At 56.3% G+C, this 16,062-nt stretch carries 9 protein-coding genes and 2 rRNA genes; 9 read left to right on the top strand and 2 right to left on the bottom strand.

The genetic code is table 11. The annotated features are described in order from the left end of the window. From VN622_06165 to VN622_06130, 8 genes are all read left to right on the top strand, one after another. Positions 1–2,197 (top strand): 23S ribosomal RNA (locus tag VN622_06165); the annotation flags it as partial. A 270-nt stretch (positions 2,198–2,467) separates the two neighbouring features. Then, positions 2,468–2,584, top strand: a 5S ribosomal RNA gene (gene rrf, locus VN622_06160). Positions 2,585–2,922: 338 nt separating this feature from the next. Further along, complete coding sequence (locus VN622_06155) at positions 2,923–3,180, top strand: hypothetical protein (GenBank protein ID HWR35438.1); 258 nt, start codon at positions 2,923–2,925, stop codon at positions 3,178–3,180. Further along, entirely contained in the window at positions 3,173–3,628 is a 456-nt protein-coding gene (locus VN622_06150) for a YdeI/OmpD-associated family protein (protein HWR35437.1), read from the top strand. Before VN622_06155 ends, VN622_06150 begins: the two co-directional genes overlap by 8 nt. 37 nt (positions 3,629–3,665) lie before the next feature. Next, a complete protein-coding gene (locus VN622_06145) occupies positions 3,666–4,019 on the top strand; it encodes a phage holin family protein (protein ID HWR35436.1) in 354 nt (117 codons plus the stop codon). Positions 4,020–4,055: 36 nt separating this feature from the next. After that, positions 4,056–5,315: a GAF domain-containing SpoIIE family protein phosphatase gene (locus VN622_06140; protein ID HWR35435.1), complete on the top strand. Its 1,260-nt coding sequence runs from the start codon at positions 4,056–4,058 to the stop codon at positions 5,313–5,315. Between the two features lie 492 nt (positions 5,316–5,807). Beyond that, a complete protein-coding gene (locus VN622_06135) occupies positions 5,808–7,673 on the top strand; it encodes a DUF3857 domain-containing protein (protein HWR35434.1) in 1,866 nt (621 codons plus the stop codon). 91 nt (positions 7,674–7,764) lie between these two features. After that, positions 7,765–9,654 carry a DUF3857 and transglutaminase domain-containing protein gene (locus tag VN622_06130; GenBank protein HWR35433.1) on the top strand — a complete coding sequence of 630 codons (1,890 nt, stop codon included), beginning with the start codon at positions 7,765–7,767 and terminating at the stop codon, positions 9,652–9,654. A gap of 24 nt (positions 9,655–9,678) precedes the next feature. Here the strand turns inward: VN622_06130 and VN622_06125 are convergent, their stop codons facing one another. Further along, positions 9,679–10,371 carry a thiamine phosphate synthase gene (locus VN622_06125; GenBank protein ID HWR35432.1) on the bottom strand — a complete coding sequence of 231 codons (693 nt, stop codon included), beginning with the start codon at positions 10,369–10,371 and terminating at the stop codon, positions 9,679–9,681. A gap of 259 nt (positions 10,372–10,630) precedes the next feature. Then, the gene (locus tag VN622_06120; GenBank protein HWR35431.1) at positions 10,631–12,805 is read right to left on the bottom strand and encodes a prolyl oligopeptidase family serine peptidase; all 2,175 of its coding nucleotides are present in this window, start codon (positions 12,803–12,805) and stop codon (positions 10,631–10,633) included. A gap of 325 nt (positions 12,806–13,130) precedes the next feature. Between VN622_06120 and VN622_06115 the strand changes: the two genes are divergently transcribed. After that, positions 13,131–16,016, top strand: a complete 2,886-nt coding sequence (locus VN622_06115) for an aconitate hydratase (GenBank protein ID HWR35430.1) — start codon at positions 13,131–13,133, stop codon at positions 16,014–16,016. Positions 16,017–16,062: the final 46 nt, after the last annotated feature.

Here is a 16,062-nt window from a genome sequence, read left to right as displayed (position 1 = left end):
GTTGAAAGTGGGGTAACACCCACTGGAGGACCGAACCGGTGTTTGTTGAAAAAAGCTCGGATGAGCTGAGGGTAGGGGTGAAAGGCTAATCAAATTCCGTGATAGCTCGTTCTCTCCGAAATAGCTTTAGGGCTAGCCTCGCGTGATTTGCAGTGGTGGTAGAGATCTGGATGGACTAAGGGGCTTTCCAGCTTACTGAATCCAACCAAACTTCGAATGCCATGGACAACCAGCGCGGGAGTCAGACGGCGGGGGCTAAGCTTCGTCGTCGAGAGGAAAACAGTCCAGATCGCCTGCTAAGGTCCCCAAGTTCTAGTTAAGTGGGAAAGGATGTCGGAACGCCCAGACAGCCAGGAGGTTGGCTTAGAAGCAGCCATCCTTTAAAGAAAGCGTAATAGCTCACTGGTCAAGCGGTCCGGTGCCGACAATATAACGGGGCTTAAACTAGACACCGAAGCAGCGAATGCATGCCATGAGGCGTGCGTGGTAGGAGAGCATTCTTAGCGGCTAGAAGCCAGACCGAAAGGACTGGTGGACTGCTAAGAAGAGACCCTGCCGGCATAAGTAGCGATAACGGAGGTGAGAACCCTCCGCGCCGAAAGTCTAAGGTTTCCTGAGAAAGGTTAATCCGCTCAGGGTTAGTCGGTCCCTAAGGCGAGGCCGAAAGGCGTAGTCGATGGACATCCGGTTAATATTCCGGAACTCCCTTGGATTCGTTAACACGATGGGGTGACGCAGAAGGATAGGTGCAGCCTGTTATGGCTATCAGGTTCGATGCACGTAAGCCGGTCCCGATAGGTAAATCCGTTGGGGCATTAACGGTGAGGTGCAAAGGAGTACCCCGTATGGGGGAAACGCATTGATTCCACGCTGCCAAGAAAAACCTCTAAGGAGAAGTCAAGGGAACCGTACCTCAAACCGACACAGGTAGACGAGGATTAATATCCAAAGGCGCTCGAGAGAACACTCGTTCAGGAACTCGGCAAATTAACCCCGTAACTTCGGGAGAAGGGGTGCCCCGGTAGGGTTCATAGCCCGAGGGGGCCGCAGCGAATTGCGAACGGCGACTGTTTAACAAAAACACAGGTCTCTGCAAAGTCTAAAACGACGTATAGGGGCTGACGCCTGCCCGGTGCCGGAAGGTTAAAAGGAGAGGTTAGCCGCAAGGCGAAGCTTTGAATTGAAGCCCCGGTGAACGGCGGCCGTAACTATAACGGTCCTAAGGTAGCGAAATTCCTTGTCGGGTAAGTTCCGACCTGCACGAATGGCGTAACGATCGTTCGACTGTCTTAACGAGTGACTCGGCGAACTTGTAGTACCGGTGAAGATGCCGGTTTCCCGCATCTAGACGGAAAGACCCCGTGCACCTTTACTATACCTTCACTATGAATTATGGCACTTGCTGCGCAGGATAGGTGGGAGGCTTTGATCTCAGGCTTTTGGGCTTGGGGGAGCCAACGGTGAGATACCACCCTGCGAGTTCTGTGATTCTAACCTACTCCCGTAAACCGGGAGGGGGACATAGTGAGGCGGGTAGTTTGACTGGGGCGGTCGCCTCCTAAACTGTAACGGAGGCGCACGAAGCTACGCTCAGGCTGTTTGGAAATCAGCCGACGAGTGCAAAGGCATAAGCGTGGTTGACTGCGAGTCCTACAAGACGAGCAGGTGCGAAAGCAGGTCTTAGTGATCCGGTGGTTCTGTATGGAAGGGCCATCGCTCAACGGATAAAAGGTACGCCGGGGATAACAGGCTGATCGGAGCCAAGAGTTCATATCGACGCTCCGGTTTGGCACCTCGATGTCGGTTCATCGCATCCTGGAGCTGCAGAAGGTTCCAAGGGTTAGGCTGTTCGCCTATTAAAGCGGTACGTGAACTGGGTTCAGAACGTCGCGAGACAGTTCGGTCCCTATCTGGTGTGGGCGTAGGAGATTTGAGAGGGCCTGTCCTTAGTACGAGAGGACCGGGATGGACGAACCTCTTGTGTTCCAGCTGTCGTGCCAACGGCATGGCTGGGTAGCGAAGTTCGGTTGTGATAACCGCTGAATGCATATAAGCGGGAAGCACTCCTCAAGATTAGATCTCCCAATCCAAAAGGATGAAGAAGGGCACAGGAAGACCACCTGTTTGATAGGCTGGATGTGTAAGCGCAGTGATGCGTGTAGCTTACCAGTACTAATCGCCCGTTCGGCTTGACCATGAAATTTACTTGGCGCAAGCTTGTTCCAAACGCGCAAACAATCGCGATTTGGTGGCCTGGAGCGAACCTGCTCTAGAGCCAATAGTCCGAAACGTACGGACTCTAGTTATGTAATCCAATGCTGTTCAGTTGTGAGGCATTGTCCTCACGATCTTTGAGAGATTGCCGCAAGTCACGTCCGAGAGGATGTGCGCGTAAAGATATCCTCATCTGCTCTGCAGGTTCTGGATTTCGCGAATGGGCTAAGCCGCCCGTTCAGCGGCTCAAGTTGCCGGTGATTTTACCGCGGGGGAAACACCCGTTCCCATCCCGAACACGGAAGTTAAGCCCCGCAGGGCCGATTGTACTGCACGCGAAAGTGTGTGGGAGAGTAGGTCGTTGCCGACATAAATAAAGGCCATCGAGAGAAATCTTGATGGCCTTTTCCTTTTGGTTGCGAATTCTTGAGGTGCGAGATTGCGCTACTACATTCGGTGTCGAGCGAGGATAGTCGAAAAATGGCTTGATGGTGTGCAGTCCCGACCTGCTCGCAGTATGATCCAACCAGTATGGAATCCAAAAGCAAACCGAAGGGAACGGCGGAGGCAGAGCAGCAGGCTTCGCCAAAGAGGAAACACGCTCGGATGCCGGGCTGGATTTGGCCACTTGGGCTGGCAGCCGCAGGATTGGGGAGCGCGGTAGCGGTCCTTTTGCGCGGGTGCTGGCACACGAAGATGAGCTGGCCTATGCGAGGCGAAGGAGAGGAAGCGGGCGAATATTCCTACCAGGTGTGCGTCGAGTGCGGCGTGAAGCGCCTGTTCGACGAACGACTGTTTCGCGGCTACGGTTCTTATGGTTACGATCTGCATGACCTAATTGCGCGCGATCGACTGCAACGCAGGAAGCGTATGGAGCGGATCGAGGCACATAGGAGGACGAAAGAGTCGCAAAGGGCGGTGGCGCCAAACCAAGTCCCTCCGAAGAACGAGGGAGAAGATGCGTAAACAATTTGAGGTGAAGCTCGGCGGTGCGGGCAAGAGCGGCGAGGTTGCGTTTGTTGAGCTGCCATTCGACGCGGAGCAGTGTTGGGGGCATGCCAGGGTGCCGGTAAAGGGAACCATTAATGGGTTCCCGTTCCGCACGACGGTTGTGATTATGCGGGGAACCCAGTGCTTTTGCGTAAACAGAGAGATGAAGAATGGTGCGGGCGTTGATGTTGGAGATACGGTAACGATCATCATTGAACCGGACACCGCGCCGCGCACGATAGAAACTCCGGCCGCACTGAAGAAAGCACTGGGCGCGAAGCTCACGGCCAAATTGCAGTCTCTGGCGTACACACACCAGAAGGAATACGTGCAGTGGTTCAGCGGAGCCAAAAAGGAAGAGACCAAACAACGCCGTGTGGAGAAGATGAAAGAGATGCTCGCGGCTGGGAGGACGATCAGCTAACTTACGCGTCGTCTTTTTCGGGAGCAGGAGGAATTATATGTTCCGTCTACTGGCAAATTGGATTTTGAGTGCGACGCTACTGCTGGTGGTGGCTCGGGTAGTCCCGGGATTCACAGTCACCGGATTCAAGGCGGCGTTGATTGCGGCGATCGTCATCGGCTTGATCAACGCAACCCTTGGCACGTTGCTAAAGATACTTACCTTTCCGTTGAGCATCCTAACACTCGGCATCTTCATATTCGTAGTCAATGCTCTGATGCTGATGGTCGCATCACGTCTATTGAGTGGCTTTCACGTCAGTGGTTTTGGGCCGGCGCTCTGGGGCGCGCTGCTGCTTGCATTACTGCACACGTTTCTGCGGTGGGTCATGCCCAAAAGGGGAGAGGCTTAGAACCTAAGAAGGATTCGCAAACCTGAGGACTCTCACATGTCCACGAAAAGCAGATCGGATACTGGAGCATTAGAAGAACGTTTGCGTCAGATGATGCTGCTACAGCACGCGGCACACAAGATCAATTCGATCTTGGACCTGGATATTCTGCTCGATGCCATTGTGGGCGATGTGGCGGACATGTTTGGGTGCAGCCGTTCTGCGATTCTGCTCAAAGACGAGGCCACGGATGAACTCGAATTGGTTGCGGTGCGCGGCTGGACAAGTGCTGTCCACCCAAAAGGATATCGGTTCAAGATTGGCAGGGAAGGGCTGGTGGGACAAGCCGCCGCTGGAGTGAAGCCACTCTACACACCGAACGTTCATGAGAGCCCGCGTTACATCGTAAGCGAAGAGACAACAAAATCCGAACTCGATATACCTCTGAGAATTCGCGGTCGCGTTCTGGGCGTCTTCAACGTCCAACATCCCGAAATCGATGCTTTCCCCGAAGCACAGCGCAATTTGCTCGAAGCTTTAGCAGAACACCTGGCGATCGCGATTGAAAATGCGCGGTTGTTTCGACAGGAACGTTTGGCCAAAGAACGCCTGGAAAAAGAGTCTGCGGAAGCACGGCGGGTGCAAGCCAGCCTGTTGCCCCCCGAATGTCAGAAGATCGGTTCCTATTTTGTTAGTGGCAGATGCCTTCCGATGACTGCGGTCGGGGGCGATTGGTTTGACTACTTTTCGGTTGGTGACGGCCGCCTTGCCATTGCTCTCGGCGATGTCGTTGGCAAAGGGATGCCAGCGGCGCTCCTGATGGCGTCAACTAGAAGTATGCTGCGACAGCAAGCGAAGTCAGGAATATCACCTGCCAATGTCTTGACGAAGTTGAATGACATCTTGCGCGAGGATTTCCCTCCGGGAACTTTCGTCACCATGGTTTACGGGATCTTGGATACTCGGGAGGGAGCACTGACCTTATCCAATGCCGGTCATCCCTGGCCGCTTGTAGCCACGCCGAACAATGCGGAGTTTCTCCAGATTCCAGGCGGCCTACCACTTGGGATTCAATGTGCCTCTTTCGGAGAGAGTGTTGTCGATCTTACCGGAGGAAGCTCGGTGTTGTTGTGCTCGGATGGGGTCTTGGAGGCCACGAATTTAGAAGGCGAGGAATTCGGAATGGAACGACTGAGACACTCGTTTGCGGCAAAAGTCACACCGCACGAGCTGTTGACGACTGCGCAGGCGTTTGCGTCTCCGAAGATCCTGACGGATGATGCTACCGTTTTGATGATCGAGCACACAGGGGAGTGACACCACAGTGCAGCCTGCTCCATCCAAATTCCTCGCAGGGAATTCGTTTCGCGCCCGGGACACCCCCCGTTGAATATAAAGGGCGGCTTCTCTCGCTCACGTAACAGAGACCGCTAAACGCGCTCCAAGGAAAAGCACACGACCGCAAGCGTTCACCTCAATAAACTCTGGGCCGCAGCCGCCCAGAGTGATTCTCGTATTGACTTTCACGCAGAATCCGAATCGCAACTCGTACTCGTACCTCACGATAGGACGCCAAGTAAGGGCGATGTTGTCGACAGCTATTTAGTATGGCAATCATGTTCGCTATACGCTAATCTGCTGCGGCGAGAGTAACGCCTATATGCATAAACGCCATATGTAAAGGGAGCTATCGTGCAGCTTCGTCATTTGGTTGCGATTCTTTCATGCGCATTTTTCATGGTACTCGGCACTTCATCATTAGCAAGCGCGAGCCAGGGATTCCAGCCAGTTTCTCCCGAAGAGCTCAAGATGACCAGCGAACCGCTGGCGCCCGGTGCCCCGGCCATCGTCCTCTTCCGCCAGGTCGATCGCGACGACACGGGAGTCACGGCCCATGAAGATAACTATTTCCGCATCAAGATACTCACCGAAGAAGGACGCAAGTATGGCGACATCGAGATCCCATTCGCCAAACTTGGTGGCGGCGACGTTGTTGCCCTGAAGGCGCGCACCATTCGCCCAGACGGCACCATCGTCGACTTCCAGGGCAAAGTCTATGAGAAAGCCATTACCAAGGCCAAGGGCCTGAAGTACTTCGCAAAGACCTTCACCCTTCCCGACGTTCAGGGCGGTAGCATCATCGAGTACTCATACACCATTGTCCTGGAAGAGCACTACGTCTTTAATTCCCACTGGATCCTCAGCAATGAGCTGTTCACCAAGTTAGCGAGATTCTCGCTCAAGCCTTACACCAACCCGTCCGACAACTTCCATCTGCGTTGGACATGGCAGCTTCTGCCGCCAGGGACCGAGGCTCCCAAGCAAGGTATCGACAATTTCGTCCGCCTCCAGGTGAACAACATTCCCGGCTTCCGCACCGAAGATTTCATGCCACCGGAAACGGAACTGAAGGCGCGTGTCGACTTCACCTATACCCAGGACCACCTCGAAATGGATCCCGTCCGGTTCTGGAAGAAAAGAGGGAAGAAACTAAACGACAAGATGGAGAGTTTCGTCGATAGTCGCAAGGCCATGGAACAGGCCGTCACGCAGATCGTGTCCGCGACCGACTCGCCCGAACTGAAATTGCAGAAGATCTATGCGCGCGTGCAGCAGCTTCGAAACACGTCTTTCGAAGTCCGCAAAACCGAGCAAGAGCAAAAGCGCAGCAAGGAAAAGAATGCTTCCAACGTGGAGGAGGTCTGGAAGCGGGGTTACGGCAACGGGGTCGAGATCACGTGGGTTTTCCTGGGACTCGTCCGCGCTGCCGGCATCGAGGCCTATGGAGTCATGGTTTCCGATCGCAGCAATTACTTTTTTGATCCCCGAGCCATGGACGCCAACAAGTTGAATTCCAATGTTGTACTCGTCAAAGTCAATGGCAAGGACGTTTATTGCGATCCTGGCGCTGCGTTCACTCCGCTTGGTTTGCTGCCGTGGCAGGAGACAGGCGTCGGTGGATTGCGGCTCGATAAAGAGGGCGGCACGTGGATAGAAACTTCGGTGCCGACTAGCGCGGAGTCGCGCATTGAACGCAAAGCTGATTTAAAGCTGACAGACACCGGCGATCTCGAGGGCAAGCTTACCATTACGTTCGTCGGCCTGGAAGCATTGCAACGCCGCATAGAACAGCGGCACAGCGATGAAGCTGATCGCAAGAAGTTCCTCGAAGATCAAGTCAAGGAGTACATCCCCGCCGCCAGCGAAGTCGATCTCAGCAATAAGCCCGAGTGGAATAGTTCCTCGAACTTGCTCGTCGCGGAATTCGCGGTCAGGATCCCCGGTTGGGCGTCCTCGGCCGGCCGCCGCGTTTTGCTGCCAGTCGGCATTTTCAGCGCGTCGGAGAAGCGCGTCTTCGATCATGCCGAGCGCATACATCCCATTTACTTCGCCTTCCCCTTCCAGAAAATAGACGACGTCACCATCGCTGTTCCAGGCAATTGGCAGACTGACAGTGTTCCGCCGGCGCAGGTTCAGGATGCAAAGGCTGTTGTCTATACGTTAAGCGTCGACAAAGGCAACGGAACTCTGCACCTCACGCGCAAGCTCAAAGTGGATGTCATGTTGCTTGAATCGAAGCATTATCCAACCCTGCGCGCCTTCTTCCAAGCCGTGAGGACCGGTGATGAAGAACAGATCATTCTGCGAGCGACCGGAGCGAAGGGCAGTGAATAATCGAGCGATAGTCCCAGTCCTGCTCTGCGTCTTGTTCTGCACGCTGGCATATGCCCCACATGCCAGCGCTTCATCGGAGGCGCCACCGTGGATGCGCTCCCTGGCCAGCGTTACCTTGCCTTCTTATGACGAGAAGACCGACGCCGTTCTGCTCTATTCGGAACAGAACGTCACCGTCCTTTCCTCCGAAAAAGTCAAGACCGTGGTCCGCCAGGCCTACAAGATCCTGCGGCCAACCGGACGCGACCGAGGCACGGTCTACGTCTATCTTGATTCCAATACCAAACTCACGCGCCTTAGCGGTTGGTCCATCCCCGCTCAAGGCAAGGACTTTGAGGTCTCAGAAAAAGAGTCCATAGAGGTTTCGCCGCCAATGATTGAGGGCAGCGAACTCATCAGCGATTTGAAGGTGAGAATTCTCAAAATTCCAGCACCTGATCCCGGCAACATCGTCGGCTTTGAATACGAGGTCGAAGAGCGTCCGCTCGTCTTACAGGACATCTGGCATTTCCAAACTGAGGATCCTGTTCGCGAGAGTCACTACTCTCTGCAACTCCCTCCCGGTTGGGAATCCAGCGCCTCCTGGCTCAACTATCCGGAGGCAAAGCCAACCCAGTCCGGCGCGAACTTGGCCCGATGGTCCATCAGCGATCTAAAAGGAACTCGTTCCGAAGAAGCCATGCCGCCGATGAAAGGGCTGCTCGGCAAGATGATCGTCTCCTACTACCCGTCTGGCGGATCGTCGGTGAATGGCTTTTCGAACTGGCAGCAGATGGGGAACTGGTATCGACACCTCACCGCCGGCCGGTTCGACGCTTCTGCGGAAATCAAGCAGAAGGTCGCATCCCTCACTGGTCCCTCGCCCAAGCCGCTCGAGGGGATGGCAGCGCTCGCCAGCTTCGTCCAGCAAAACATTCGCTATGTTGCCATCGAACTCGGCATCGGCGGCTGGCAACCGCATCCGGCTGCCTACGTGTTCACTCATCGCTATGGCGATTGCAAGGACAAAGCGACGCTCATGATGTCCATGCTGCGCGAGATGGGAGTCGAGTCTTACTACGTCGTCATCAATACCAGGCGCGGTTCCATCACCAGCAAAACGCCCGCACATCGGGGATTCAACCACGCCATTATCGCCATCAAATTACCGGAAGGCATCAGCGATCCATCGCTGCTCGCCGTGACAAAACACCCAAGACTCGGCAATCTACTGTTCTTCGATCCGACCAACGAATTCACGCCCTTCGGACACATCGGCGGATACCTCCAGTCCAACATCGGCTTGCTCGTAACCCCTGATGGCGGCGAACTGATCGAGCTACCCAAGCAGCCTTCTTCTACCAACGGCGTTCAGCGCGTGGCCAAACTGGTGCTGGATGCCTCCGGCACGCTGCACGGCAACGTCCGCGAAATCCGCATCGGAGATCGCGCAGCAGCGCAGCGCAATGCGCTTCGCTCCGTTTCCAGCGACAGCGACAAGATCAAGCCCGTTGAGATTCTGCTGGCCAGCTCGCTGTCAACCTTCCATCTCACCAAGGCTTCCGTGATCAACGCGCAAATATACAATCAACCTTTCGCGTTCGATTACACATTCGAAGCAGCGAACTATGCCAAGAGGGCCGGGAACCTGCTTCTGGTGCGCCCGCGCGTGCTCGGCAGCAAAGCGAGCACAATCCTGGAAATCAAGGAGCCTCGCCGGTTTCCGATTGAGTTCGATGGGCCCATGTACGATACCGACAACTTCGAGGTCGCGCTCCCTGCAGGATACGAAGTCGACGAATTGCCTCCGCCCGTAGATGCGGAATTCAGCTTTGCCTCTTATCATTCCAAGACCGAAGTGAAGGACAACGCGATCCTCTACACGCGGACTTTCGAACTGAAAGAGCTGAGCGTACCTGTGGCCAAAGCCGAGGAACTGAAAAAGTTCTACCGCATCATCGCCAATGACGAACGCAGCACCGCAGTCCTAAAACAAAAATAGGAACCGCACCAGGAGTAAGTCTTACTACAGGCTCCTGATGTCCGAGATGTTGCCTTGCTGAAATAGCCGTATGCCGGCAATGCCCGCGGCACCGGCTGCGAGGCAGGCTTGTGCGTTGTCAGCGGTCACGCCTCCGAGCGCAAGCACCGGGATTGTCACGCGGTTGTCACCGGCTTCCACGCGGCGATCGGGTTTGGAGATTACTCCTACGGCTTCTCTCAAAGCAGAGAGCCCGACGCCGGATGCGCCGGTTTGAACTTTGCCGAAGACGGGGGCAAAGACGGCGAAGTCAGCGCCGTGAGCTGCTGCGCGGCTGACCTCCGTGGCCGTGTGACAGGAGACGCCGACGACGGGATTGCGGCCGGGCGTTGCTGACTTGGGCCAAATGGCGCGCGCTTCACTGGCGGCAATGTCGGTGGAGGTGAGGTGCACGCCATCCGCGCCGACGGCCAGGGCGATATCGATGCGGGAGTTTATGAGGAGCGCGGTCGCCGGGAGAGGTTGCACAGCGCTACGGGTAGCGTTTGCGCGCTGGACGATGTCGACGGCCCGACGGGCGAGTTGCTCGAACTCGCGAATGGGCAGATCCTTCTCTCGAAGCTGGATGTAGTTCACACCACAGTTCGCCGCTTCGGCAATCTTGTCCAGAAGTTGTTCGCGGCGCTTGGCCTCGGAGCCAGGAAACTGCGTTCTATCGGTGATGTAGTAGAGAAGCACACTATCATTTCAGCACATCCGTCCTTAAAGGCCAATCACTGCGAAATGAAGGCTGGAAAAATTCGACACTCAGCGGCGGTTTACGTCTGCTGACAAATCGAACTCACGTGCAAACAGCTGGGTCCTCCTGCTCTTTCCGCGGCACACCAAACGCAAGGTGTCTCCACTTCGCGCCTCCGGCGCTCCGGTCGACATGACGCTCTGGTTTATCAGCAATATCAGGGGCGGACTGGCGTCCGCCCCCGTAACGTCCATGGCATTACTTGGTAGCGATGACATTCGGTTTCATGTTGAGGGCTTTGATGAGGAAGGCCCAGGTGTCTGTGCTTTCGTCTATCTGCTTGGTGACTGGTTTGCCTGCGCCGTGTCCCGCTTTGGTCTCAATGCGGATGAGGACGGGAGCGTTGCCGCCCTGAGCTTCCTGCATAGTAGCTGCGAACTTGAAGCTGTGCGCGGGGACAACGCGGTCGTCATGGTCGGCGGTAATGATGAAGGTCGGCGGGTACTTGGTGCCGGGCTTCAGGTTGTGCAGTGGCGAATACTTGTAGATGGCCTTGAACTGTTCCGGATCGTCAGATGAGCCGTAGTCGGAGACCCAGCCCCAGCCGATGGTGAACTTGTGGAAGCGGAGCATGTCCATGACGCCTACGCCGGGAACGGTGGCACCGAAGAGGTCGGGCCGCTGCGTGAGCGCAGCGCCTACGAGCAGGCCTCCGTTGGAGCGTCCGCCGATGGCGAGCTTCGGTGTGGACGTGTACTTGTTCGCGATGAGCCATTCGGCTGCGGCGATGAAGTCGTCAAAAACGTTTTGCTTTCGCAGCTTAGTGCCAGCCTGGTGCCAGTCTTCGCCGTACTCGCCTCCGCCACGAAGATTCGGGAGAGCAAAAACGCCGCCCATTTCCATCCAGACAAGGTTCGAGACTGAGAAGTAAGGAGTCTCGCTGGCGTTAAATCCGCCGTAACCGTAGAGGTAAGTTGGGTTGGTACCGTCGAGTTCTATGCCCTTTTTGTGGACGATGAACATGGGCACGCGAGTGCCGTCTTTGCTGGTGTAGAACACCTGCTTGACTTCGTAGGCGGTGGGATCGAAGTCGAGCTTGGGCTGACGGAAGATGCTGCTCTTTCCGGTCGCCAAGTCGTAGCGATAGATGGTGGTGGGCGTCGTGAAGCTGGTGAACGAATAGAAGGTTTCCTTGTAGCTGCGCTTGCCGCCGAAGCCGCCGGCGCTGCCGATGCCGGGTAGATCGACGTTGCGGAGGAACTTGCCATTCAAGTCGTAGACGCGTACTTCGCTCTTGGCGTCCTTGAGGTAGATAGCAACCAACTTGTTGTCGAGAGTGTTGGCGCCCTCAAGGGTTTCCTTGGATTCGGGGATGATGGTCTTCCAGTTCGCTGCCTCGGGATGCCGCGTATTAACGGTGATGATGCGGCCGCGAGCGGCGTCCTTGTCGGTGCGGAAATAGAAGACGGGCCCATCGTTGTCGATGAAGTTGTACTCGGCATCGAAGGCGTCGAGCAGTTTCACCACTGGTGCGTCTTTGACGGTGAGGTCTTTGTAGTAAACGCGGTTTTTAGGAGCGCTGCCTTGCCAGACGCTGATGATGAGGTAACGGCCGTCATCGGTGACTGAGCCGCTGAATCCCATTTCCTTGTTGTCCGGGCGTTCGTAGATGAGGATGTCTTCCGACTGCGCCGTGCCGAGCTTGTGAAAGTAAAGCTTCTGGAAGTAATTGGCATCGCGCATGGTCTTGGTGCCCTGCTTGGGCTCGTCGTAACGGCTGTAGAAGATTCCGCTGCCGTCCTTTGTCCATGATGCGCCGGAAAATTTTACCCACTTGAGGACGTCAGCCAGATCCTTGCCGGTATCGATATCGCGAATGTGCCACTCCTGCCAGTCGGAACCGGAGGCTGAGATGCCGTAGGCCATATGCTTGGCGTCATCGCTAATGACAAGGCCGGAGAGCGCGACCGTGCCATCAGCGGAGAGCGTGTTGGGGTCGATGAGGAGCTTGGGTTCGCTGGTAAGCGATTCCATCCAGTAAACGACGCTCTGATTCTGCAGGCCGGAGTTGCGCGTAAAGAAGTAGCGATTCCCTTCCTTCCACGGCGAGGAGTAGCGCTCGTAATTCATGAGCTTCGTCATGCGCGACTTGATAGCTGCGCGCTCGGGAATCTGATCGAGAAAGCCGTAGGTGATCTTGTTTTCGGCGTCCACCCATGTCTTGACGTCGGCCGAGTCGAGGTCTTCCATCCAGCGATACGGATCGGCGACTTTGACGCCGTGATAGTCGTCCACCTGCTCCACCTTCTTGGGCTGCGGGTAGAGAAATTTCTGTGGCTGCGTGTCATCGCCGGCGAAGAGTGCGGCCGGGATGATTATGAGCGAGAAAAACACGGTGAGTGCGGTGATACGCACGAAGTGACACGAAGTCATGGATCGCCTCTTGTTGGAAACTCTCCGGCAGGCGTATCTGCCCGTCGCCGGTTTCCGGGCATGTTGGACCGATTGAGCCTATTCTACGGCAGAGTTGATCGTCGATGCGGGCGCGGCCCGCAGCGGCACCGCGCGAAGCCCTTGCCGTGTCGTGAGGGCTCTTATATGACGGGCCAGATTCTCAAACGTGAGTACCTGTTTGTAAACGAAGCTGGTTTGCGCAATCGACAGAGGGTTCGGAAGCCCGTCATGGGTTCGGCAGTTCTGTGCCGAGGGTTAGCCGCATCCGAATGATTGTGTGCAACTGCACTTAGGGCATAGAGACATGGAAAGTCATTTCTTCGCCGACTGCATAGAAACGCTTACGAGTGAAACGGGCAAAACGAGCAAATACTTTTCGTTACCTAAGTTGGAAAGAAAGGGTGTGGGACCGGTTTCGAAGCTGCCGCGCAGCATACGCGTGGTGCTGGAATCGGTGATGCGGAACGTAGACGGCAAGAAGATCGCAGAAGAAGATGTGCGGCGGCTGGCGAACTGGAAGCCTGTTGAGGAGCGCACGTCGGAGATTCCGTTCGTCGTTGCGCGCATTCTGCTGCAGGACTTCACGGGAGTGCCGCTACTGGTCGACCTGGCGGCGATGCGGTCGGCCGTGGGGCGAATGAAGAAGAGGACAGAAATCATCGAACCGCTCGTTCCTGTTGACCTCGTGATCGACCACTCGGTGCAGGTCGATTACTGGAGTCGTAATGACGCCTTATGGCTGAACATGGATATGGAATTCAGGCGCAACCGTTCGCGTTACCAGTTTCTGAAGTGGGGTATGCAGGCGTTCCACAACTTCAACGTAGTGCCGTCGGGCATCGGAATCTGCCACCAGGTGAACCTGGAGTATCTCGCGAAATGCGTGCAGGAACGGGATGGCGTGTTGTATCCGGACACGCTGGTGGGGACGGATTCGCATACGACGATGGTGAATGGGCTGGGCGTGGTGGCGTGGGGAGTGGGCGGCATCGAGGCGGAGGCCGGGATGCTTGGGCAGCCGGTGTACTTCCTCACGCCGGACGTTGTTGGCGTCCACATGAAAGGCGCGTTACGCGAAGGCGCGACGGCCACCGATCTCGTGCTGCACATCACGCAGATGCTACGAAAGGTGAACGTCGTAGGGAAGTTCGTGGAGTACTTCGGCGAGGGCGCAGCGAGTTTGACGGTGCCGGATCGCGCGACAATCGGCAATATGTCGCCGGAGTACGGAGCGACCATGGGGTACTTACCGGTGGATGAAGAAACGTGCCGATACATGGAGGCGACGGGGCGCACGCGTGAGCAAGTGGACTTGGTGCGCGCCTATTACAAGGCACAGGGAATTTTCGGGATGCCACGGGCGGGGGAAATTGAGTACTCGCGGCTGCTGGAGCTCGATTTGTCAGACGTGCGGGCGAGTGTGGCTGGGCCAAAGCGTCCGCAGGACCGGCTGGAGCTGCCGGAAATCAAAACCAAATTTAGCGAACTGCTGACGAAGCCCCTTGCCGAGGGTGGCTTCGGCAAAGTGGACGGCCAGACGGAACAAAGGTTCACGGTACGCATTGGGCTGCAAGGCCAGAAACCGCAGGAGCCAGTAGCTGGCGGTGGTCACCAGGAGCCGGAGTCGATGCCGGTGGGCGCCGGCAACGTCTCTGCGAAGAACACGAGCGAGTGGACGGAGTCGGAAATGATGAACAATCGTCCGACGCCTGACTTGATCGAGGAGTTGCCGCACGAGGCGCTGCCGAAGGCGACGGTCGAAATCGGAAACGGCGATGTGGTGATTGCGGCGATCACGTCATGCACGAACACCAGCAATCCAACGGTTATGCTTGCGGCCGGAATACTGGCGAAAAAAGCGGTAGAGAAGGGACTTCGAGTGAAACCATGGGTGAAGCCTTCGCTCGCCCCGGGCTCTCGAGTTGTGACCGAGTACTACAACAAAACAGGACTGATGCCGTACCTGGACAAGCTCGGGTTTCAGTTGGTTGGATACGGGTGCACGACGTGCATTGGAAACTCGGGGCCGCTCGATTCAAGCCTTGAGCAAGTGATTGGCGACAATGACCTTGTAGTGGCGAGTGTGCTGAGCGGCAATCGCAACTTCGAAGCACGAGTGCACCAGAGCGTGAAGGCGAACTTCCTGATGAGTCCGCCGCTGGTCGTAGCATTCGCGCTGGCCGGGCAGGTGGATATCGATCTGACGAAGGAGCCGGTCGGGCACGGGCACGATGGGCAAGACGTTTACCTGCGGGACATTTGGCCGACAACACAGGAATTAGGGGAAGCACTGAAGCAGGCTGCAGATCCGGAAGAGTACCGGCGGCTGTATGCGAATGCGGAGAGCACGAATCCGCTGTGGAATGAAATCAACGCGCCGACCAGCGATGTGTACGCCTGGGATAAAAACTCGACCTATATACAGGAGCCTCCCTACTTCGATGACTTCTCGATGGAGCCGGGTGGAATAGCGGACGTGAAAGGCGCGCGGATGCTCGCGATGTTCGGCGAGTCGATAACGACGGATCACATCAGCCCGGCGGGCGCGATCAAGCCGAGTTCGGCAGCGGGGAAGTATCTGCTGGACAAGGGCGTGCAGGTGCAGGAGTTCAATACCTACGGGGCACGGCGAGGCAATCACGAGGTGATGGTGCGGGGAACATTTGCAAACGTGCGCATCAAGAACCTGATGCTGCCGGGAACAGAAGGCGGCATGACGATGCATCTGCCAGATGGCGAGCAGATGAACATCTACGATGCTGCCATGAAGTATCAGCAGGAAGGCGTGCCGCTGATGATCTTCGGCGGACACGAATACGGTGCGGGTTCATCGCGCGACTGGGCGGCGAAGGGGACTCGGTTGCTAGGAGTGAAGGCGGTGATCGCGCAAAGCTTCGAGCGAATTCATCGCAGCAACCTGGTTGGAATGGGCGTGCTGCCTTGCCAATTCGAGGAAGGCGTAAGTGCGAGGGTGCTTGGTCTGACTGGGGCGGAGACATTCGATTTAACGGGAATTCGGGGCGAATTGAAGCCGCGTCAGCAACTATGCCTGACGGTTCATCGGCCAGGCGGCGATGAGCAGCAGGTACACGTAACATTGAGGATAGACACGCCGATCGAAGTGGAGTACTACAGGCACGGTGGGATACTGCACTATGTGCTGAGGCATCTGGTTGCAGCGGGTGGGTGAAACAGAGACATCACCCTGCGAGTCGGAACTTCGATTTTGTGCGGGA

This window comes from Clostridia bacterium, assembly GCA_035561135.1.
In the GTDB taxonomy this organism is placed as follows: domain Bacteria; phylum Acidobacteriota; class Terriglobia; order Terriglobales; family Acidobacteriaceae; genus DATMYA01.
This window is presented reverse-complemented; position numbering and strand designations above follow the sequence as displayed.